The 19,775-nt window shown below is 54.0% G+C and carries 27 protein-coding genes; 9 read left to right on the forward strand and 18 right to left on the reverse strand.

Annotation, left to right across the window (positions count from 1 at the left end; all coding sequences use genetic code 11):
• Positions 1-122 precede the first annotated feature (122 nt).
• The 3 genes from IG168_RS17150 to pilG form a co-directional block, all read right to left on the reverse strand.
• On the reverse strand, positions 123-662 hold the full coding sequence (locus tag IG168_RS17150) for a chemotaxis protein CheW (RefSeq protein ID WP_193165824.1): 540 nt from the start codon (positions 660-662) through the stop codon (positions 123-125).
• A 16-nt stretch (positions 663-678) separates the two neighbouring features.
• Positions 679-1,041: a twitching motility response regulator PilH gene (pilH, locus tag IG168_RS17155; RefSeq protein ID WP_193165825.1), complete on the reverse strand. Its 363-nt coding sequence runs from the start codon at positions 1,039-1,041 to the stop codon at positions 679-681.
• A gap of 263 nt (positions 1,042-1,304) precedes the next feature.
• Positions 1,305-1,700, reverse strand: coding sequence for a twitching motility response regulator PilG (gene pilG, locus IG168_RS17160; RefSeq protein WP_193165826.1), 396 nt, complete (start codon positions 1,698-1,700; stop codon positions 1,305-1,307).
• Positions 1,701-2,069: 369 nt separating this feature from the next.
• On the opposite strand from pilG, the gene gshB reads away from it, so the two are divergent.
• The 9 genes from gshB (at position 2,070) to IG168_RS17205 (ending at position 10,518) form a co-directional block, all read left to right on the forward strand.
• Positions 2,070-3,026: a glutathione synthase gene (gene gshB, locus IG168_RS17165; protein WP_193165827.1), complete on the forward strand. Its 957-nt coding sequence runs from the start codon at positions 2,070-2,072 to the stop codon at positions 3,024-3,026.
• A gap of 128 nt (positions 3,027-3,154) precedes the next feature.
• A complete protein-coding gene (locus tag IG168_RS17170; RefSeq protein ID WP_193165828.1) occupies positions 3,155-4,060 on the forward strand; it encodes an energy transducer TonB in 906 nt (301 codons plus the stop codon).
• A gap of 45 nt (positions 4,061-4,105) precedes the next feature.
• Positions 4,106-4,690 carry a YqgE/AlgH family protein gene (locus tag IG168_RS17175; RefSeq protein ID WP_193165829.1) on the forward strand — a complete coding sequence of 195 codons (585 nt, stop codon included), beginning with the start codon at positions 4,106-4,108 and terminating at the stop codon, positions 4,688-4,690.
• A gap of 132 nt (positions 4,691-4,822) precedes the next feature.
• The gene (gene ruvX, locus IG168_RS17180) at positions 4,823-5,257 is read left to right on the forward strand and encodes a Holliday junction resolvase RuvX (protein ID WP_193165830.1); all 435 of its coding nucleotides are present in this window, start codon (positions 4,823-4,825) and stop codon (positions 5,255-5,257) included.
• Positions 5,258-5,321: 64 nt separating this feature from the next.
• Positions 5,322-6,239, forward strand: a complete 918-nt coding sequence (gene hemC, locus IG168_RS17185) for a hydroxymethylbilane synthase (RefSeq protein WP_193165831.1) — start codon at positions 5,322-5,324, stop codon at positions 6,237-6,239.
• Positions 6,240-6,242: 3 nt separating this feature from the next.
• Complete coding sequence (locus IG168_RS17190; RefSeq protein WP_193165832.1) at positions 6,243-7,022, forward strand: uroporphyrinogen-III synthase; 780 nt, start codon at positions 6,243-6,245, stop codon at positions 7,020-7,022.
• 116 nt (positions 7,023-7,138) lie between these two features.
• Entirely contained in the window at positions 7,139-8,521 is a 1,383-nt protein-coding gene (locus tag IG168_RS17195) for a uroporphyrinogen-III C-methyltransferase (protein ID WP_193165833.1), read from the forward strand.
• Entirely contained in the window at positions 8,518-9,759 is a 1,242-nt protein-coding gene (locus IG168_RS17200; protein ID WP_193165834.1) for a heme biosynthesis HemY N-terminal domain-containing protein, read from the forward strand. The genes IG168_RS17195 and IG168_RS17200 overlap by 4 nt, the downstream gene beginning before the upstream one ends.
• 192 nt (positions 9,760-9,951) lie before the next feature.
• Positions 9,952-10,518, forward strand: a complete 567-nt coding sequence (locus IG168_RS17205; RefSeq protein WP_193165835.1) for a DUF3833 domain-containing protein — start codon at positions 9,952-9,954, stop codon at positions 10,516-10,518.
• A gap of 473 nt (positions 10,519-10,991) precedes the next feature.
• Here the strand turns inward: IG168_RS17205 and IG168_RS21030 are convergent, their stop codons facing one another.
• The 15 genes from IG168_RS21030 to IG168_RS17280 all read right to left on the reverse strand — a co-directional run bounded on the left by IG168_RS21030 (position 10,992) and on the right by IG168_RS17280 (position 19,703).
• Complete coding sequence (locus IG168_RS21030; protein ID WP_193165836.1) at positions 10,992-11,471, reverse strand: GFA family protein; 480 nt, start codon at positions 11,469-11,471, stop codon at positions 10,992-10,994.
• Positions 11,472-11,567: 96 nt separating this feature from the next.
• The gene (locus tag IG168_RS17215) at positions 11,568-11,945 is read right to left on the reverse strand and encodes a hypothetical protein (RefSeq protein ID WP_193165837.1); all 378 of its coding nucleotides are present in this window, start codon (positions 11,943-11,945) and stop codon (positions 11,568-11,570) included.
• 66 nt (positions 11,946-12,011) lie between these two features.
• Positions 12,012-12,401, reverse strand: a complete 390-nt coding sequence (locus tag IG168_RS17220; protein ID WP_193165838.1) for a septal ring lytic transglycosylase RlpA family protein — start codon at positions 12,399-12,401, stop codon at positions 12,012-12,014.
• A 110-nt stretch (positions 12,402-12,511) separates the two neighbouring features.
• Positions 12,512-12,826 (reverse strand): hypothetical protein, encoded by a 315-nt coding sequence (locus tag IG168_RS17225; protein ID WP_193165839.1) that lies wholly within the window; start codon positions 12,824-12,826, stop codon positions 12,512-12,514.
• A gap of 80 nt (positions 12,827-12,906) precedes the next feature.
• Positions 12,907-13,326, reverse strand: coding sequence for a hypothetical protein (locus tag IG168_RS17230; protein WP_193165840.1), 420 nt, complete (start codon positions 13,324-13,326; stop codon positions 12,907-12,909).
• Positions 13,327-13,739: 413 nt separating this feature from the next.
• Positions 13,740-14,126 carry a hypothetical protein gene (locus IG168_RS17235; RefSeq protein ID WP_226877094.1) on the reverse strand — a complete coding sequence of 129 codons (387 nt, stop codon included), beginning with the start codon at positions 14,124-14,126 and terminating at the stop codon, positions 13,740-13,742.
• 481 nt (positions 14,127-14,607) lie between these two features.
• On the reverse strand, positions 14,608-15,048 hold the full coding sequence (locus tag IG168_RS17240; protein ID WP_193165842.1) for a hypothetical protein: 441 nt from the start codon (positions 15,046-15,048) through the stop codon (positions 14,608-14,610).
• Between the two features lie 229 nt (positions 15,049-15,277).
• Positions 15,278-15,496, reverse strand: a complete 219-nt coding sequence (locus IG168_RS17245) for a DUF6500 family protein (RefSeq protein WP_193165843.1) — start codon at positions 15,494-15,496, stop codon at positions 15,278-15,280.
• Positions 15,497-15,574: 78 nt separating this feature from the next.
• Positions 15,575-15,997 (reverse strand): SMI1/KNR4 family protein, encoded by a 423-nt coding sequence (locus IG168_RS17250; RefSeq protein WP_193165844.1) that lies wholly within the window; start codon positions 15,995-15,997, stop codon positions 15,575-15,577.
• A gap of 102 nt (positions 15,998-16,099) precedes the next feature.
• Positions 16,100-17,017: a S1 family peptidase gene (locus IG168_RS17255; RefSeq protein WP_193165845.1), complete on the reverse strand. Its 918-nt coding sequence runs from the start codon at positions 17,015-17,017 to the stop codon at positions 16,100-16,102.
• A gap of 202 nt (positions 17,018-17,219) precedes the next feature.
• A complete protein-coding gene (locus IG168_RS17260; protein ID WP_193165846.1) occupies positions 17,220-17,654 on the reverse strand; it encodes a hypothetical protein in 435 nt (144 codons plus the stop codon).
• A 120-nt stretch (positions 17,655-17,774) separates the two neighbouring features.
• Positions 17,775-18,281, reverse strand: coding sequence for a hypothetical protein (locus tag IG168_RS17265; RefSeq protein WP_193165847.1), 507 nt, complete (start codon positions 18,279-18,281; stop codon positions 17,775-17,777).
• Between the two features lie 140 nt (positions 18,282-18,421).
• Positions 18,422-18,715 (reverse strand): hypothetical protein, encoded by a 294-nt coding sequence (locus IG168_RS17270; RefSeq protein ID WP_193165848.1) that lies wholly within the window; start codon positions 18,713-18,715, stop codon positions 18,422-18,424.
• 116 nt (positions 18,716-18,831) lie between these two features.
• Positions 18,832-19,293 carry a hypothetical protein gene (locus IG168_RS17275; protein ID WP_193165849.1) on the reverse strand — a complete coding sequence of 154 codons (462 nt, stop codon included), beginning with the start codon at positions 19,291-19,293 and terminating at the stop codon, positions 18,832-18,834.
• Between the two features lie 107 nt (positions 19,294-19,400).
• Complete coding sequence (locus IG168_RS17280; RefSeq protein WP_193165850.1) at positions 19,401-19,703, reverse strand: hypothetical protein; 303 nt, start codon at positions 19,701-19,703, stop codon at positions 19,401-19,403.
• Between the last annotated feature and the right edge of the window lie 72 nt (positions 19,704-19,775).

Genomic DNA, 19,775 nt, shown 5'->3' on the forward strand with positions numbered 1-19,775 from the left:
TTTTATCACCACAATTATTAACGCATGACCCAACACAGTCCTCACTGTCCCGGTGCGCTTTTTCACACGCCGGCAGAGCCGCGCGCAAGATTTTCCCGGACTGGGAAATCAGAATGCCGCGCTCAGTGAGCCGCGGCATCCATGAATTGGAAATCGTTGATCAGCGCCTGCATGTCGAACACCAGCCAACGCTCCTGCTGTTCAAACTGACCATTGACCATCGGCGCAAATGGCTCGAGCAGGTCACCCGGTGCCCGCCGCGCATACTCCAGCGCAAGGTGCTGCATTCCGTGCAATTCATCGACAATCAACCCGGCATAGATCTTGTCGTACTCGACGACCAGAACCCGGCGACGCTGGCGTGGCCCACTGAGGTGACCGCCGAAAAATGCAGCCAGGTCAAACAGTGGCAACAGGCGGCCACGCACGTTGGCTACACCGCGCACCCAGGGCTGCCCCCCCGGAATAAAGGTGTACTGTGGCACTTCGAGCAGTTCCACCACTTCATCCATCGATGAGACGAAGCGGTGACCCAGCAGGGAAAAGCCGATGCCGGTCCAGTAAGGCTTGACCTCCTGGCGACCGGGCAGACCGACGGCCTGCGCTTTGGCGCGGTTGGCGATATCGACCAGCGCGAGATAGGGACTCTGTTTTGACGGCACTGAGAGCGTCGCTGGCCTAGGCCAACACCTCCTCGATGGTGCCGAGCAATTTACCTTCTTCCACCGGCTTGGTCAGATAGGCACGCGCACCCTGGCGCATACCCCAGACACGGTCGGTATCCTGGTCTTTTGTCGTCACGATGATAATCGGGATACCACTGGTATCGCCGTTCTTGCTCAGCTGACGCGTCGCCTGGAAGCCATTCAGACCCGGCATGACAATATCCATCAGGATCACATCCGGCTTCTGGTCGCGCGCCACATCGACACCGTTTTCACCGTTTGTGGCGGCAATCACCGCGTGGCCATTTTTTTCCAGAATGGTGGTCAGCTTGTGCGTTTCTGTTGGCGAGTCGTCAACAATTAATACTCTTGCCATTTGTTCCCCGCGACATTTGGTATCGGCTTCCGCACACCGCTGTTCAGCGAACCGGCACGGAAACTTGTTGTCCTATTTGGCGAGCGCCGGAATCCGTCCGGATTTGCTCGCACACCCTTGCTTTTTGCCCGCCTTTCGATGCCGCCTGCCCCCGACAGGGTCGTACGGTTTTCGAACAATCGGGCCGAGCCACCGGCACTCCCGCCGACAGCGTTTCTCATTCTACGCCAGTCACCTCGACAAAGTCACAGTGATCCGTTGACTCAGGCCGCATGATGCGGCTTGGCGTGCGCAGAAATTGCACCGAGCAGTTCGCTCTTGCTAAACGGCTTGGTTAGATATTGATCGCAACCGACCACACGCCCCTTGGCCTTGTCGAACAAACCGTCCTTACTCGACAGCATGATAACGGGCGTGGCGCGGAATTCGCTGTTGTTCTTGATCAGTGCGCAGGTTTGGTAGCCATCCAGCCGCGGCATCATGATATCGACAAAAATGATGTCCGGACGGGTATCGGCAATCTTGGCCAGTGCATCGAAACCGTCAGTGGCGGTAACCACCGTACACCCGGCTTTTTGCAGCAGGGTCTCGGCGGTGCGACGGATAGTCTTACTATCGTCAATCACCATCACTGTCAGGCTTTCCCAGTTGAGCTCCATAGTGTTTTTGAATCCCCTGTTTACTTATTTGCGGGCACTGCGCTGGAAGTTGTAGGAAGTGCCCTTTCTTCAACCACTTGCAGGGTCTGGGCGCCTCGGTTGTCGCCAAGGTCGCGCACGATTCAACTTTTATCACAGAAGCACCAGTGAATCTACCGAAGCCGGGGCGCGGACAGCACCATCGTACAGCGTCTGGACAAAATGTCAGCAAAGTTCGCTATTGCAGATAAACTCAACGTGCACTGATCATAAAATCGCCAGGCAGTTTCCTCGCGAAGTGGTTGCACCACCGCCGGGCAACTCTTACCTTACCCCGCTGACAACCGCCTGCAGTGGCCGTCCGCTTCAACCCCAGCATGGTAACCGGTAATGAGTTATTCCCTCGGTGTGGTGATGGATCCCATCACCCGGATCAGTTTCAAGAAAGACACTACGCTGGCAATGCTGCTGGCCGCGCAGCGCAGCGGATTTGATTTGTTTTATTTCGAGCAGGGCGACCTGTACCTGGCAGATGGACGCGCCATGGGCCGCGCGCGCCCGCTGAAAGTATTCGATGATCCACAGCGCTGGTTCGAACTGGGCGAGGATACCGAGATGCCGCTCGGGCAACTCGACACCATGCTGATGCGCGTCGATCCTCCATTCGACAACGAGTACATCTATTCCACTTATATTCTCGAGGCAGCAGAGCGCGAGGGCACGCTGGTAGTCAACAAGCCGCAGGCTTTGCGCGACTGCAACGAGAAAATCTTCGCCACCAGTTTTCCCCAGTGCTGCCCGCCGCTGATCGTCAGCAAGGATATGGTCAAACTGCGTGCCTTCCACGCCAGCCATAAGGATATAATCTTCAAGCCCCTCGACGGCATGGGCGGTACCGGCGTCTTTCACTGCAAAGCCGACGGAGCCAATCTCGGCGCGATTCTGGAAATGCTGACCGACAACGGGCGCCGCCAGATCATGGGCCAGCGCTATATCCCGGAAATCAAAACCGGTGACAAACGCATCCTGATCGTCGACGGCGAAGCCGTACCCTATTGCCTCGCCCGCATCCCGGAAGCGGGCGAGACCCGCGGCAATCTTGCCGCCGGGGGCCGCGGCGAAGCCCGCCCCCTTAACGACCGCGACCGCTGGATCGTCGAACAGGTTGCCCCGACACTGAAAGAAAAGGGCCTCCTGTTTGTCGGGCTGGACGTAATCGGTGATTATCTGACCGAAATCAATGTGACCAGCCCCACCTGTGTACGCGAAATCGATGCGGCGTACGGCACCGATATCGGCGGCCTACTGATGAGCGCGATCACAGACCGACTGCCGCAAAAAGGGTAAACTCCTCCCTTTACCCGCAATTGAGCGGCCCGGGTCATACCCGGACCGGCCAATTGAAAGAGCGGGAACACAGGCACGCAGTCAGGGATCGGACTGAGCGGAATATAAGCAGTAACCAATAAACAACAATGAACCCGACCGCCAGCTCACAACATCAGGCCGCCCAGCACGACCGCTTCGTGTTCGCCCTGTTTGTCGCCTGCGCCTTTCACGCCATGGTGATATTCGGCGTGGCCTTCACCGCGCCCAAGGGCCACCAGGCTCCGCCAACGCTGGAAGTGACCCTGGCGCAGCACCGCTCGGCCCAGGCGCCGGAGGATGCCGACTACCTGGCCCAGCACAACCAGCAAGCCAGCGGTAGCGCCGACACCCCCAAAGAGCTGTCGACCAACCGGCGCGCCGAAATCGCCGATACCGCCATTCGCGAGGTCAACCCCCTGCCCCAACAGCGCTCCGCGCGCCCCGCGGACCAGCGCCGTCAGCTGGTGACAACGATCGGCCAGAGTCCACAGCAGGCACCGGAATTGCCCGCCGAAGACAAGCCCTCGAAGGAAAAGCGCGGCGATGCGCCCAACGACCTGCCCCTGTCCAACCCCGAAATCGCGAGCCTGCAGGCGCGCCTCGACAAGATCCGGCAAACCATCGCGCAGCGCCCGCGCGTGCGCCGCTTGACCTCAGTGGCGACCAAAGCCTCAGCGGACGCCGCCTACCTGCATGCCTGGCGGCAAAAGGTGGAAGCGGTCGGCAATGACAATTTCCCCGAAGAGGCCCTGCAACGACAGATTACCGGCAGCCTGCGCATGATGGTGCGGCTGTTGCCCACCGGCGCGGTTGAAGACGTGGTCATTCTGCAGTCTTCCGGCGAACGCGTACTCGATGACGCCGCCCAGCAGATAGTGCGTCTCGCGGCCCCATTCGCCCCCTTCCCGGCAGAAATCCGCAAAGAGGCCGATCGCCTGGAGATCATTCGCACCTGGCGCTTCGAAATGACCGGTTTCTCCACCGCCGCCGAGGGCCGCCCCGACAACGGCTGACAATTAATCCGCAGCAAAACTGCCACATCCCATTAAACTTGGCGTATGCACCATACGAATATCGACAGCGACCTGACCCACTCCAGCCTGCGCGGGCAATTCCTGCTGGCCATGCCCGGCATGCAGGATCCGCGCTTCCACCAGACCATCGCCTTTGTCTGCGAGCACAATCGCGAAGGCGCCATGGCCATTGTCATCAACACGCCGAGCAAAGTGCACTGGAAGGAAGTGTTCGACCAGCTGTCGCTGGAGGACTTCAGCCTGCGCAGCGACGAAACCGTGCTGCTGGGTGGACCGGTAGCACCGGAACAGGGCTTTGTACTGCACGGCGCCGGCGCCCTGTTCGATTCGACCATGCAGGTCAACCGGGATATCAGCCTGACCGCGTCCAAGGACATTCTCGAGTCACTCGCCGCCGGCCGCGGGCCCGACGACGTCCTGCTGGCCCTGGGTTACTCCGGCTGGGGCGCCGGTCAACTAGAGCAGGAGCTTGCGGAAAACTCCTGGCTGACCCTGCCCGCAGAGCCGGAAATCCTCTTCGCCACACCGTGGCAGAAACGCTGGCAGACCGCCGCCGCGCGCCACGGCATCGATATGAGCGGGCTCGGCTCCCAGGCCGGCCACGCCTAGGAAGCCTCTGTAAGACGGCTACCGGTGCGCCAGCACGGTCCAAATACCCATGTACTGCGTGTACACTCCGCTTGCTCCGCTCCGGCGTACCAGCGCCAGCCACCCGTCCGTCACGCTTTTCAGAGGCCCCCTTTGAGCAAAAACAAGCCCGTCACCGCCCTTGCCTTCGACTTCGGCACCCGCTCCATCGGCATCGCGTTCGGCCAGAGCCTGACCGGTACCGCCCGGGAATTGGCGCCATTGCCGGCGAAGGACGGGCAACCGGACTGGACCCAGCTGCAGAAACTGCTCGACGAGTGGCAGCCGCACACACTGCTGGTAGGCCTGCCACTGAACATGGACGGTAGCGAGAGCGAATTCGGCGCGCGCGCACGCAAGTTCGGCCAGCGCCTGCACGGCCGCACCGGACTGCCGGTAGAGTTTGTCGACGAGCGCCTCAGCACCCGCGCCGCCAAGGAAGAGGCCTTCGATCGCGGCCACCGGGGCAACTATGCGCAGGACCCGGTGGACTCCATCGCCGCGCGCATCATTCTGGAAGACTGGCTGCGCGCCCATCCCGCCAGCTGAGGCCCGCGCACGCCGCGTGTCTCTGGTAGAATTGCCCACCCAATTCCCAACCGATCGACGCTGTATGCCCATTTCCCGCATCCGCATCGCGACCCGCGAAAGCGCACTCGCCCTCTGGCAGGCCAACTACGTCAAGGACCGCCTGCAGCAGCTACACCCGCAACTCGATATCGAGCTGCTGCCGCTCACCAGCCGCGGTGACCAGTTGCTGGATATTCCGCTGGCCAAGGTTGGCGGCAAAGGCCTGTTCGTCAAGGAGCTGGAGCGGGCGATGCTGGACGACGAGGCAGATATCGCCGTGCACTCCATGAAAGATGTGCCGATGGAATTTCCCGAAGGCCTTCACCTGCCGGTCATCTGTGAGCGCGAGGATCCGCGCGACGCGTTTGTAAGCAATCACTACGCCGACATAGACGCGCTGCCGCAGGGAGCCGTGGTCGGTACCTCCAGCCTGCGCCGCCAGTGCCAGGTGCTGGCCCGCCGCCCGGACCTGGAAGTGAAGTTCCTGCGTGGCAACGTCAACACGCGCCTGGCCAAACTCGACGCGGGAGAATTTGACGCCATCATTCTCGCCGCTGCCGGCCTGCTGCGCCTGGAGATGCGCGAGCGTATTCGCGACTTCCTCGCCCCGGAAATTCTGCTGCCGGCGGGCGGTCAGGGCGCCGTGGGCATCGAGTGCAGGCGCGATCCGGAGCTGGAAGCTCTGCTCGAACCACTGCACTGCGCCGCCACCACCGCACGCCTGACGGCCGAGCGCGCCGTGGTCAAGCGCCTCAATGGCAGCTGCCAGGTGCCCATCGGCTGCTATTCCGAACTGGACGGCGACCAGCTGTGGCTGCGCGGACTGGTCGGCAGCCCCGACGGCAACAAACTGATCCGCGCCGAAGCCCGCGGCACCGCAGCCGATGGCGAGGCCATGGGCATTGCGCTGGCCGAGGAACTGCTGTCCTCCGGCGCCGACAAGATTCTCGCCGCCCTCTGAGCCGTGGCCTCCTCGCCCCTCGCCCGTAAACGCATCCTGGTCACCCGGCCCGCGCACCAGGCGCAGGCCTGGTGCGCGCAGCTGCGTCGCAGCGGTGCCGAGGCGGACTGCATCCCGATGCTGGCCATCGTGCCGATCGACAGCGGTGCACCGCTGCAGGCAATCAAGAACCAGATTCTCGATTTCGACCAGGTCGACCACGCCATCTTCGTCTCCCAGAATGCCGTACAACTGGGCTGCGACTGGCTCGACGATTACTGGCCACAGTTGCCCCAGGGCCCCCGCTACTATGCGATCGGTGCGGCGACGGCGCGCGCGCTGGAAAGCCGCGGCCTGCCCTGCACGAGCGGCGGCGATACCATGGATTCCGAGGCGCTGCTGGCACTGGCCGAATTGCACAGCGTCACCGGCGAGCGGGTGCTGATCTTCCGCGGCAGCGGCGGCCGCACACTGATCGGCGACACTCTGGCCGCGCGCGGTGCGCGAGTGGACTATTGCGAGCTATACCGGCGCGCACTACCGGACGACGCCGCGCGACATCTGGCCGAGTACCGCGGCGATGCCGATGCCATTGCCGTGCACAGCGGCGAAACCCTCGCGAACCTGTCCCGCTGTATCGATGCCTGCGGCCTGCAGGCCCTCAGAAAGCTGCCGCTGATCTGCCCCAGCCAGCGCGTCGCCGATCAGGCCGCGGCGCTGGCATTCGCGCGGCCGGTGGCCGCCGATAACGCCGGCGATCGCGCCATGCTGGCGGCGCTCGAAACCGCGCTGTCGCTCCCCTGAGCCGCTTTTGCCGCCCGATTCGAGTAAAATTTTTCAAAACCGCGCCACACCCCATATAAAGCGTGCCGCCAGTCGCTATAATTTGACGACATTTTCCACTGGCCGCTTCCACGCCCATGACAGACAAAAAAGCCAAAGACTCCGGAAAATCGCCAGACGCGCCCAAGCTCACCGAGCAGGCCGAGACCAAAAGTAATTTTGCCAAGGCTGCACAGGGCAGTGACGGGAAGAGTGGCGGGAAAACCGACAAAGTCGCCAAACCGGCCCGCGGCGGCCGCGGCTGGCTGTGGCTGCTCATCGCCGCGCTGATCGTCGGTGGCGGCGGCGCCTGGGTATGGTTCAACTGGCCACAGGTTCAGGCAACACTCGCCAGACATCTGGATTTTCTGCCCGGGGTCGGGAGCGATAGCGGCACCGCCCAGCGCGCGGAGACCACAGTGACACCCACCGAAAACGCGCAGCCCACTGCCGGCGCACCGCCCACGCAATCGCAAACGCCAGCAACTACCCCGGTACAGCCGGCAAACGGCGTTGCCAGCGAAGCGCAACGACAGGCGCTTACCGAGCTGCGCGGTCAGTTGAGCCAGCAGCGCAGCACCATCGCAGAACTGCAGGGACAGCTGGCGCAATTGCAGCGGAGTGTCACCGCACAGGGCAACCGTCTCGGCGAACTGGGCAATGCCAGCCGCGAAGACTGGCAACTGGCCGAGGCTGACTACCTGCTGCGACTGGCCAACCAACGCCTGATACTGGAACGGGACAGCCGCGCGGCCCTGGGCCTGCTCGAGGAAGTCGACAATATCGTGCGCCAGGTGGACCTGCCGGATCTCTACGGTGTGCGTCAGCAATTGGCCCGCGATATCACTGCGCTGAAGCTCGTCGACAATATCGACCGGGAGGGTATCTACCTGCGCCTGCGCGCGCTGGAAGAGCAACTGCTGCGCACCGATATCCAGCCACAGTTCGACCTGCCGACACTGCAGGCTGCCGAACAAAAGCCGAGCGAGGAGGACAGCAATGCCTCCCCCTGGAAACGCAGCTGGAACAATTTCACACAATTCCTGCACGATTCCGTGCGCATCCGCGACGGCAATATAGACCCGGTGCTCTTGTCGCCGCAGAGCGAAGCGCGCTTCCGCCAGAGCCTGCGGCTGAACATGGAACAGGCGGAGCTGGCCCTGTTGCGTGAAGACTCCACCGTGTTCAAGGACTCTCTCAACCGGGCCCGGCAGTTGCTGCTGGAATACGGTATCGAAAACCGCCAGCGCGAGGTGCTGGCGCGGGAACTGAAGGACCTCTCTGAGCAGCCCATCGAAGCCGACCTGCCCAGCCTCGCCGCCTCGCAGAGCGCCCTGCGCAATTACATCGAACGCCTGCATAAAACCGACGGCGACCTGTCATCGGTCCCGGATAACAGCGGCAACGAGACTCCGCAGGTACAGTTCCCGGAGCCCAGTGAACCGGATGCAAACGATGCACCGGGGAGTGAACCCCAGTGAAGCGCTTCGTCTTTTCCGCCATCGCTTTCCTGCTGTTCGGCGCATTCCTCACGGAGATGATCCGCAGCTATCCCGGCTACATGCTGCTGGCCGTGGGTGGCAAGCGCATCGAGATGAATCTGTGGGTTGCGATCGGCGCGGTGACCTTCGCGGTATTACTGCTGTTCCTCGCCATCTGGCTGCTGCGCAGCCTGTTCCGCGGTATCGAAGGCGGTGTCAGCCGTATCCGTTTTGGCCGCACCCGCGTCGCGCGCCGCCGCCTGACCAATGGCCTGGTGGAGTTTATGGAGGGCAACTGGGCCCGTGCCCGCCGCCAGCTCTTGAAGAGTGCACCGCGCTCCGATGCACCGCTGATCAATTATCTCGCCGCCGCGCGCAGCGCCTTCGAACTTGGCTATCGCGACGAGGCCAACGAGCTGTTGGCCAAGGCCGAGGCCAGCGGCGAAGACACACAACTGGCCGTAGCCCTGAGCCAGGCGCGCATGCAGCTGCTCGACAAGCATTACGAGCAATGTATTGCCAGTCTCGAGCGCGCCAAGCAGGTTGAACCCAAGCACCCCGCGCTGCTGCAGTTGCTGCGACAGGCCTACTACCGCCTGGGCGACTGGAACGGGCTGCGCGAACTGCTGCCGGAACTGGAAAAACACTCCAACATGCGCGAGGAAGACCTGCAGCAGCTGGAGCTAGAGGTTTACCAGCACCAGCTGCGCGACGCCACCAGCCGCCGGGATGTGGAAAAGCTGCGCGAGACCTGGCAGGGCTTGAGTGGCCGCTGGCAGCGCCATATGGATCTCCGCTGCCTGTATGCACAGCTCCAGCACGAAATCGGCGACGACGTGGAAGCGGAAAAACACCTGCGCTGGGTACTGAACCGCGAGTGGCGACCGGATATGGCGCGCCTCTATGGCTGCCTGACCGGCGCCGACGCGGCCGCGCAGCTCACCGTCGCCGACGGCTGGCAGAAGGAATACGGCGATAACGCCGACCTGCTCACCTGCCTCGGCCGCCTGGCACTGCGCAACGAACTCTGGGGCAAGGCGCGACAGTATTTCGAAAAGAGCCTGACATTGCGCTCGGATCCCGCCACCTCCGCAGAGCTGGCGCGCCTACTGCATGCACTGGGAGAAAAAGAGCATGCGGCCAAACTGTATAAAGACGGCCTTATGCTGGCAGTAACGGATCTCCCCCAGCTACCGCTGCCCGGCGAGGAAGCGTCCCTCCTCGGTGTGCAGAGCTGAAAGAGCCTTTAAACTGGGCGTGTTGAAAGCCTCCCGGCAAGCAAAGCTGGAGGGGATTTTTCCACGCCCGATTTCACAACTAGCGTCTGATTATTTTTGAAAGGCGCTGGCAGCGCTACATTCCCACCAAACTAATCCAGCCCGCCTGCACGCACGTATACTCGGATGACTGCCAGTGACCAGGATTCCACCATGCGCTACATCACAGGGGCCCGGACCCTCGTATTCGGCCTGCTGACGCTACTGTTCGCAGCCTGCAGCAGCCCGGGCATTGAACACTATCGCGACAGAACCCCAATGCTCGTGCCAGAAGATTTCTTCAACGGCCCGCTGACGGCCCACGGCATCATCAAGAACCGCTCCGGTGCCGTCACCCGCACCTTCAATGCAGAACTCGTGGGCGAATGGGAAAATGGGCAGGGCCTGCTCGCCGAACACTTCGTATTTAATGACGGCGAAACCCAATTGCGGGACTGGCGGCTGATACCGATCATCGAGAACGGGGCGCCCGCGGTGAAAAGTTATATCGCCACCGCCGGTGATGTGATCGGCGATGCCAAGGTGCACGTGTCCGGCAACGCCATGTTTATTCGTTACCGCCTGTCAGTTCCCTACAATGGCAAGACCATCGAAGTCTCAGTGGACGACCGTATGTATCTGGTATCCGACCACGTACTGATCAACCAATCGCAGCTGAGCAAATGGGGACTGAACGTGGGGGAAATCGTGCTGACAATTATCAAGCAGGATGATCGCTAGCGACGCAAACTGCCTGTGATGGTTAGATCTAGTCGGAGCAAATTGCATTATTGACCATGCCCAGCTCGACGCTTGCCCAGCAACCGCAAGGATTGTTGGACTTTGAGCATTGCCCAACAACAAAGAACTTACTTGCCTCAAGTTCGGAAGCTCGACATTCACCCTGACCTCGCCAGCATTGGACAATCGGCGATGGCTAGCTGCCCCAAGCATACCGCCCAGCTTTGCTAAATATTGATACTTTCTTTCAGCCTCGGGCCGCATATTTTCATGGAATATGCTGCAATTATCTCAGCCTCTAAAAATGGAGCAGTGATTGCAAATTGGCCTATTGCAAGGCTTCCATTTACTGAGAAAACCAAAGGCGCTGCGAGCTCTCCAGGCTTTCCCTTTGCTATCGGGTAAGTCTTGTATATAACGTCGCAAACAAAAGGCGAGCGAAACAGCGTATAACGAATACCCGTCTGGCTTGACTATGCCTCAGATAAGATCGCCTTTCGTCTATGGAGACTCTCTGCTGACCAGTATTTTTCCCGGTCATAATACTCCTCTACCGCGGGCACACCATCCGGAATAACAACCCACGGTTGCTTTGAAGCAGTGAAGATATGAATGTCCGGGGGCAAGGTGTCAGGATCATCCAGAGTACCAATTTTAACAAACCGTACGGCTGGACCAGCGCCAGAATAATTACTCCAAACAGCTATTCGGCATCGGGGGCACCGGGCAACCTTCTGGCCGTTACCACTCGCAGATGGTGTGTCGACAATCTCAACATCCCCACATAATAGATTTATACGATCCGCTTCGATCATAGCGTTCAATGCGAATGATGAGCCCGTTTCTCTTTGGCACCAGCGACAATGACAACAATGAACGATTATTGGATTGGTTTCCATTCGGTACCGAACAAACTGACAATCGCAGCCGCCTTCGAGCGGGTATGTAGGCATCCCGTTTCCTCCTAGTGAATCTAGCGCCAACAGCGGGAGCACGTTTTATCGCTTCCAGCCCGCAGGACGATGCTGCCTTTACGTATTGGGTTTTGGCTATGACGTCGCACAGAATGCGCCAGCTATTCTATGTGTTTCTTCAATAAACTCTTGGTTGCTATAGACCTGAACAACACTATTAGGCAGGTATTGGTCGTAAAACCCGCGACCATACGTTTCTCTGTTACAGTTCTCTGCGTTTGCCCTGTTGCAATGAATGAGGGATTCATCATCCAGAGCAATCCAATACAAAACGCGATCATAGTCCAGATCAGCGAATAATTGATACGTTGCTTCATTCGAAGCAGCAAGTGAAACCAGGTGATATTTGGGCGCAATGCCTGCGTTTGGCATGGAAGCACCTTTAACCATCTCACTGAGCTTCTCTTCAGTTGCTCCAACAACTACTATTTCAATGTACTGGGGCATACTCATGATGAAACCAACGCGCGAGTTAACGTGCGGCGGGTAGTGCCGCCGGCTTGAGCGACTTATTATGCATTACCTTAGCACTTCGATTTTTACGCTGAGCAAACCCAATGATGGACTACCAATACTATTGAACGCAGCTTTTGAGAGATCAATTATGCGACCTTTGACAAATGGCCCACGATCATTGATCTTCACAACGACACTTTTGCCATTCTTTATGTTCGTCACTTTTACCCTTGAACCAAACGGTAACTTTTTATGTGCGGCCGTATGGAGCTCATGTTTATAAATTGCGCCACTGGCTGTCTTCCTGTGCTGAAACCTATCCGCATAATATGATGCTTGCCCGGTTTCTGTGAAACCGCCCCAGCTATCTTGGCCCCCCGGCTGGGCGTTTGAATAGCCTGCTATCATGCTGAGGAATGCAATTGCCAATATATTTCTTAGAATGACCGCCATAATAATATTCTTTCTCTGTTTCCATATAACGCCCGGCTTTGGGGCGGTATTGGAGATACGCAACAGCGGCTAGGCCGCCCTTGACCCAAAAGGGTGATAATGGCCTATTGTTATGTATTTAGCTCCTTTAACCGTGACTCAATACTCACTTTTGAAATATGTGGAAGCAACATTGGCCACTGCCGAGCTGACACTCTGAGCAATGTAGCGAAGCCTACCGCTGCCCCCGATATCATGACCCAAATCATATACACAAAATCAGATATATAATTATTTTTGTAAAGTGCGATACCTACGGCGATGAAGGACGAAAAAACAATCCACAATACAATTTGAAACCACCATTTTTGAATCATGGGCTGGTGGGAATTCGTGAATTTTCTTAATACAGATTCAAGAACTTTAACTTCTTCTTTTTTACTCATAAAAATATAATCCGATATAACGCTCGGTTTAGGGGGGCTGGAGCTTAGCGTAGACCGCCCGGCCGCGCTGTTAGCGGCGACTAAAACCGCTTGTGAGAAACTTCAAAGTCGTCTATAGCTTGCTTATATTGCCCAAAAGTAAACTCTAACTTACTGGGGGCCCCTTCTAGACAATCCTCAGTTTGCAAATTCATGAAGTTACTCCAAATAACAGAATCTCCCGATAGACTTATGGAACATCCGATGGGTCGACATCCTGTATAGCCACAAGCGCAATCCAAGACTACGAGAATATTTCCATGTAGCGTCCAATCTGGAAAGTAATCCCCCATGAAGTAAGCCTCAAGATCATGTGGAATTTCGATATAACTATAATTGAGCTTGGTTGATTCAGGATCTAAGACTTCATAGATTGGCTTGCCGTCGATTTCAATTGCAACGCGATCAGCTTCCATACCAGGCTCACCACTGAATTCTGAAAAAAAAATAATTTTGTTCATGAATTTCTAATGTCGTGGATTAGAGCTGGCATTTGGCGTCAGCGGAATGGCAATCCCAGTCGAAGGCGATAACGCCATCTTGTTATGAGTTGATTGGATTTCCGTATTTGTCCATTTCAGCTTTACAGGTCTCGCAGTTCCAGCCACCCCATAAGGCTTGCCTAAAATTTTGGGGAGTTCTAATTTTAGGTTGAATTGCAGCGCATTTAGGGCATTTGACTTCACTTGGATTGATCCCTAACTTGCCGGCCTTTGGCCAAAACTTAAGCATAATCTTAGTTGTTACATACGGCACAAAAACAAGAATCAAGCCCAATAATGCAAATTTTATATTCATCTCTATAAGTGAGAATCATAACTTCGGTTTAGGCGCCGTTGTGACGCGGAGCGGAACGGAGGCTCCAGCAGAGCGACTACAGCACCTTGTTATGTTTGATTGTCCAGTACGCTCCTTGAGCCAACAAACAGCTTATATACGAAACTATTGCGATTATGCCAAGCAATGCGGGCCAAGTAGCAACATACATATGTGACGCTCCCTCATAGTACTCTGGGCGCTCACGTATAAATAATAAATAAAACCAAGCCAACAGTCCCACCCCAAGCACAAGATCAGATGCTGCACGATAGATATTGATACCAGCCAGTGTAAAAAATGTTTTGTCTGACATTAGATAGGTAACGCCAGCCGGAAGGCCCGTCGCGAAACCAGCAATTAAGACAGAAACAACAACATTTGTGTGTATATCTGAAAAAGAGGCGTGGCGTAGAAAATCGAGGAGTACGTTTACACCTGCCATTATCATCAATGTTGAGATCAATATTATTCGAGGCATAATCTCAAATTTTTGCGAAAATAAAACGCCGCCAGCAGGGGCGGCCTACGCTGCTGTTGCGCGCAGCGCATAGAGTAAGACGTCCCGCGCAGCGCCGGAGCGTACTACCTGACCTAGTTATGTGGCACATGAACTGTATTGCTATTGATTTTTATCAGCGCCATTTCTCTTCGAGACATTATATGCTACCGCACCTGCCATTAGACCAAAACTTGAACCAAGGACTAGCCCCTTAGTTGTTTCACCAAAATCGCAGGGCCAAAAATAATACCTATGACAGCTCCAAGTATTAATCCTATCCCTGGGTAACTTAGCACTAGCAAATTATTCTGCTTTTCACCCATAAATATTGCCACTAACAATTGGTTCTTAAGGCCAGGATTGCACATAACGCCGCGAGCAGTGGATAGCGAACCGAATCCATTGCCTTGCTTTGTTATGCCTTTTAATTTCTATTAATTCCTTTTCCGCAACGACTGATCAAGCGTTTCGTGAGTATCGATTCCTCAGAGATAAACTCCATATTGGTAATTTTCCCCTGCTCGATATCTATCACCGAGACATTCCCTTCTTTAACGGGTAGTTGTTTGGTGCTCGCACCGTCGTAGTCCAGCCAAATTGGGTAGGGATAATCGCGCATGCGCGGCACCGCAACAAGATGGGAAATTATGTTGGGCATTCCACTAATATCAGCGACATAGGCAACCCGACCTTCTGTCAAACACTGCAAATCGATTTTCTCGATACTGGCGCGAGCAACATCCTTTGCAGTCATCCCATTTACGTACAACAATAATTCTAGAGCAGAAGGATTTTCGAAGAACTTGCCATGTTGATTTTCTAATGCCGTAACATCAAGAATATCCCCAACCGAAATCAATTTCACTTGGGTCGTCGAGCAGCTAGTAGTACTTATAATGAAGAAAAGAATCCAAAATAAACGCACCATATATTGAGCCCTATAGTTTCATTATAAATTCATTGTAAGTCATGCTCATCGATTTCTCCTAAAAGCATAACGCCTTGCTTTGGGGCCGAAGTGAAGCATAGCGGAACGGAGGTCCCAGCCGCGAAGCGGCGAAAACAGCAACTTGTTATGTGGTTGGTGGATAACATTAAACACCGGCTTTGACCATTTCTTTAATTTTGCTGGCCTTTTCGAAATGATCTAATTTATGGGTTTCAATCCACCACCGGGCTGCTTCCATAATAACTTCGGGCTGATCGTTCTTGTTTTTAAAAAACGCATAGAAGGATAGTCCCACATCCGCGCCTTTTTTCTCAATTTTCTGATCACATACTTCAATGATCTTTTCTCTAAGTTTTTCTCGCAAATCACTATTCCTTTGATGCAGCACATAACGCTTTGGGTAACGGGTACGACGTAAGGAGAATCCTAGTTGACCCAATTGTTATACGTCCTCTTTTAGTTCGCTAAAATCATTAGCGACAATTATCAGATCCTCAGTATCACGATCTCGCCAATAAACTTTAGGATCAATTTCCCCGGTTTCATCAATTTTGTATACGAGCAAGTCCCCGTCCTCATCAGCGAGGACAATCAAGTTTTGAGGTAACCCGTAATCGTCACGATATGTTTTTGTTTCATGAACGATACTATTACAGGTTCTTTTCATGCTTTTCTTGTCTGACGTGTCATAGAAAGGGTTCAGTTCATAATAACCCACCTCATCCTCATCCACTTCGTCGTCACTTGGAAGCTGTACGCAACCCCCATTGAGCTTCATCATTTTATTTCTGAACGACTCGGGGAACCTAGCATCCAATTCAGCCTCGGCTATTTCAACAAATTTCTCTTCAACTGGAAATGCCATATCTAATACTCCGTATAACGCAGAGCTTTGCGGCAATTTTGGAGCCGCGAAGCGGTGAAAAAATTGTCCGACAACAGCGTATTGTTAGGCTTGATAGTGCGATCATTCGCTTTGAACCAAGTAAGCCATCTCCGCGTCAGAAAGGGTCAGTGTAATATCTCTACCTTGGCCCGCCTTAAACCTACCCTTTACCCGAACCAGTCCAAGCTCAATCCCTTCCAATATTCCTGAATGCTCCGCCCCCCATATTTCTTGTGGTAGCCCTTCCACTGAGAGCCTCATAGCATCCCAGACAAGTGTCACGTAAGTTGGTCCTCCATCAAATGACGATGAAACAATGCCGACTATTCGTCCGTCTTCATTAAATACAGGGCCTCCACTCATTCCTCCTAAAGACTCCATATCAATCTCAATACAAGAAGAAGGCATTCTTTCCCCCCTTCCATGGGGGAATACGTTAGTGACCAAACCAGAAGTGACGAGTGGAGATACCAAAGCTGTATCTTCATCAAAGGCGCCATGACGATAGCCAACAGCCCATAATCTAGAGCCCGGTAATGGAAGACATAATTCTAACGGAACTAGGGACTGCGGGTGTGCTAGGTGAGCATCTGAATGAAGATCACAAGATAATATCGTAAGGTCAGAAACTATCTTGCATTCTGGGTCATCGGGTCGATATTTGCTGGGGCCTGAACAAGTGACTATTCCCGTTGGGAGCCAAGCACGCGCTTTATTATCGGTCAAAAATGAAAGCAAGACAGGGCCTGACCCAGTTTTAGGAAACTCATCAAAGACATGAGATGCTGTTAACACCATGCCTGGGCCGATCATTATTCCACTACCTATCGAAGTAAGCTTGTCGTCAAAATAACCAGCGATGCATACGATAGCATCACTCGCTTGGTGCAAACTATCGAGTGACCCCAAGCCATCATCAGCAGTGAAAGCCGGACGCCCCCAACTCAGCTTAACGTTAGATAAATCTTTATTTTTCTGGGTGATTTCTACTCTATGCACAAGCTTTCGCTTTCATTATGTATTCGTTTTTTCGCCGATGCTTATCGGCAGCCTAACGCCCGCAACAGGGGCGACCAATGCTATGCAGGTTTTGTGCGAAATTGGGAGCGAAGCGACCCGCACAAAACGTGCATAGCGTTGGCGTCCCACGGAGGCCCGAAGGGCCGGAGCATCCTGCTTGCGCTTGTTAGGCATGATCAATTCACTTTGCTTCAAGCAAATTGGGGTTTTCATTAGGCCAATATGTTGCAAATACTCGCTCCGTTTTCCCCGACTCCGAATCAGTGATCATTAATTCTGCGTTTGTCACGCCTGTGTGAACGATTGTAAATATGCGTTTGATGCGCACCAAGCTTCCTTTATTGAGAACAATCATGCGTTTCTTGTCTGATTCTAGTTTCTCCGACGATAGCACGGCCGGTGAATTGTAGTGTTCGCTAACTAGGCAGTTGACATTTTCTAGCCCACCAAAGTTCAGTGAGTACCAGTCAGTCCAGATTTCACAATCTGTCCATACTCTTGTATCGGATGCTAAGAAATAGTCACGCGAATAATCAGATGCAATTCTCTTGGTGGAGACCGCGCACCCCACCAACAAAAATGTAGCGGAAATAAAACAGATTATTCTTTTAGTCATAATGCCTAACGCCGCGCACAGGGGCGGCTTACTTTATGCACGTTTTGCGCGAAAATAGGAGCGTAGCGACTGCGCAAGACGTGCATAAAGTAAGCCGTCCCTTTGCTGCGCTTTGTTAGTCTAGTGTTCAGAGTGGTGTACCTGCTTACAGGCGACCAACTTCAGCATACTTAGTTTTTCAAGAGCATGATTAGTAAGAAATTTAGGTAGGTATGCGCTTGAAAAATCTTCAAATTTAATACCCAAATTTGAATCTAGAAACTTGCTAATTTCCAGAAGATCCTCATTGGAAATTTCATTTACACCTATACTCCCCTTGGACAAACCTCGAAATAAACTGCCAGGTTTAGACCGATAGAACTCACTAATTTCTGACACTTCATTCTCATTGAAGTTTACTTTCAAAGCCTCTGAGTAAGCGTCTAAAAAGTAAGCCACGTTAAAAACTTCCAATATTTTTTCCCGACACTCTTCGTTCCGATCCTTGAAACGATTGACAATGTCACTTCTAGACATATCAACGAAACCGCTATTGAATGCTAGATCATGATAAGTATTACTACTTAGTGCCGAACTAGAAACAGACATAAAAAATGCAAAAATAGAGAGGGTAAATTTCATACTCATTAGACTAACGCCGCCAGCAGGGGCGGCTTACTTTGTGCGTGATTTGCGCGAAAATGGGAGCGCAGCGACCGCGCAAAACGTGCATAAAGTAAGACGTCCCGCGGAGGGCCTAAGGCCCGGAGCCTTGCTGCCTGGCATTGTTATAGCTTTTCAACGCGGCCACTACCTACCGTTTTACCACCTTCTTTCACCAAAAATGACACACCGGGCTGAAGCATTGAATAATCGATTTCTTTATAGGGCAAATTTACCGTTACAGGAATTTCCTTCCCGAATTCTATGGGCCCTCTACAACCTACAAACTGTACACCAAGATATTCATCATTCGGACGTTCCTCGACTACGAGGTGAGGTCTATAAAGGCCACACTGCAAGTCGGGTATATTTTTTCTTCCACCATCGACTGGGGAATTAAATTTAACGACCAGTTCCATGGTGCCATTCTCTCGTAGAGCTATAACGACTGCAGCAACGGCCGCAATGTAGCAGCGAAGCTGCGAAATGGAGGTCCAGCCCCATAGGGGCGGTGTTGGCTGCACTTGTTATGTGTTTACTTGCCACTTTGCATGGCCTCACTTATAGATACTTGGCATTCATCATCAATGACCAGTTCATGCATATATGTTTCATTTTTCTTGAGCTCTGCATCAATGCGAAACTCAATAGGCATTAGTGTATTTAAATTAAAGAGCAAATGATATTTGAAACCCATTTTTGGTGGGTAGATATCAAAAAATATATATGGAGGCAGAGCATATGAGTCGTGATACCAAGACGCGGCAATATCTATCTTTGAGTTAGGGGCGCCGAAGTACTTTGCCACGCAAGGCGGGAATTTTAGAGTTCTGCCGCCGATGGTTAATTTAAGCGCTTCAGAATCAAAAGATGCCGGAGAGTATTCTGGCGGCAGATCGTAAATAACACCCTCATCTGAAGGAACTAGCTTTGTGTCAACATGTGCCAGAGCCAATGAAGAAATGATAATAAGTAAGAAAATACTGATTAGCTTCAAGTGTAATCCTTGCACATAACGCCGTGGTAAGGGGCAAATTGAGCGAAGCTTAATTTGTCCCGCGCAGGCCCGCAGGGCCGGAGTGAACTTGACCACCTTGTTAAGTGCTAGAACAACCATGCTGAGACGGCCGCCACTAATAATGCTGCAAGAATGCCCACCACAACCTGCCATGCTCGAATATGACTTTGCTCTTTGCGATTTTCCTCTTTTTCTTCTGATTTGAGTAAATCATCTATTCGATTTTTCATGGCCAAACGCCAGCCAGCGTCTTTATCGCGCCAGCCAAGCTCTTCATCAGCGCGGCGGATCTCTGTCGCGCTAAAGCCGTCAATGGCGGAGTCATCGCCTTTGATATATTTTTGGAATGCCTGAATGACTTTCCATGTTTGCTCACTCATTTTTCCCATGAGATCTCCGAACTACATTGGGCACTTAACGCCAAAAGCACAGGAAAAATGGTGGCGGAGCGAAGCGCAGCC

The organism is Microbulbifer hainanensis (genome assembly GCF_014904735.1).
Classification (GTDB): Bacteria; Pseudomonadota; Gammaproteobacteria; order Pseudomonadales; family Cellvibrionaceae; genus Microbulbifer; species Microbulbifer hainanensis.

Excerpts from the sequence above, each read along its gene's own strand:
- pilH (WP_193165825.1), bottom strand. The coding sequence starts at position 1,041 with ATGGCAAGAGTATTAATTGTTGACGACTCGCCAACAGAAACGCACAAG.
- pilG (WP_193165826.1), bottom strand. The coding sequence starts at position 1,700 with ATGGAGCTCAACTGGGAAAGCCTGACAGTGATGGTGATTGACGATAGT.
- gshB (WP_193165827.1), top strand. The coding sequence starts at position 2,070 with ATGAGTTATTCCCTCGGTGTGGTGATGGATCCCATCACCCGGATCAGT.
- IG168_RS17170 (WP_193165828.1), top strand. The coding sequence starts at position 3,155 with ATGAACCCGACCGCCAGCTCACAACATCAGGCCGCCCAGCACGACCGC.
- IG168_RS17175 (WP_193165829.1), top strand. The coding sequence starts at position 4,106 with ATGCACCATACGAATATCGACAGCGACCTGACCCACTCCAGCCTGCGC.
- hemC (WP_193165831.1), top strand. The coding sequence starts at position 5,322 with ATGCCCATTTCCCGCATCCGCATCGCGACCCGCGAAAGCGCACTCGCC.
- IG168_RS17195 (WP_193165833.1), top strand. The coding sequence starts at position 7,139 with ATGACAGACAAAAAAGCCAAAGACTCCGGAAAATCGCCAGACGCGCCC.
- IG168_RS17205 (WP_193165835.1), top strand. The coding sequence starts at position 9,952 with ATGCGCTACATCACAGGGGCCCGGACCCTCGTATTCGGCCTGCTGACG.
- IG168_RS21030 (WP_193165836.1), bottom strand. The coding sequence starts at position 11,471 with ATGCCTACATACCCGCTCGAAGGCGGCTGCGATTGTCAGTTTGTTCGG.
- IG168_RS17215 (WP_193165837.1), bottom strand. The coding sequence starts at position 11,945 with ATGAGTATGCCCCAGTACATTGAAATAGTAGTTGTTGGAGCAACTGAA.
- IG168_RS17220 (WP_193165838.1), bottom strand. The coding sequence starts at position 12,401 with ATGGCGGTCATTCTAAGAAATATATTGGCAATTGCATTCCTCAGCATG.
- IG168_RS17225 (WP_193165839.1), bottom strand. The coding sequence starts at position 12,826 with ATGAGTAAAAAAGAAGAAGTTAAAGTTCTTGAATCTGTATTAAGAAAA.
- IG168_RS17230 (WP_193165840.1), bottom strand. The coding sequence starts at position 13,326 with ATGAACAAAATTATTTTTTTTTCAGAATTCAGTGGTGAGCCTGGTATG.
- IG168_RS17235 (WP_226877094.1), bottom strand. The coding sequence starts at position 14,126 with ATGGCAGGTGTAAACGTACTCCTCGATTTTCTACGCCACGCCTCTTTT.
- IG168_RS17250 (WP_193165844.1), bottom strand. The coding sequence starts at position 15,997 with ATGGCATTTCCAGTTGAAGAGAAATTTGTTGAAATAGCCGAGGCTGAA.
- IG168_RS17260 (WP_193165846.1), bottom strand. The coding sequence starts at position 17,654 with ATGACTAAAAGAATAATCTGTTTTATTTCCGCTACATTTTTGTTGGTG.
- IG168_RS17265 (WP_193165847.1), bottom strand. The coding sequence starts at position 18,281 with ATGAGTATGAAATTTACCCTCTCTATTTTTGCATTTTTTATGTCTGTT.
- IG168_RS17270 (WP_193165848.1), bottom strand. The coding sequence starts at position 18,715 with ATGGAACTGGTCGTTAAATTTAATTCCCCAGTCGATGGTGGAAGAAAA.
- IG168_RS17280 (WP_193165850.1), bottom strand. The coding sequence starts at position 19,703 with ATGGGAAAAATGAGTGAGCAAACATGGAAAGTCATTCAGGCATTCCAA.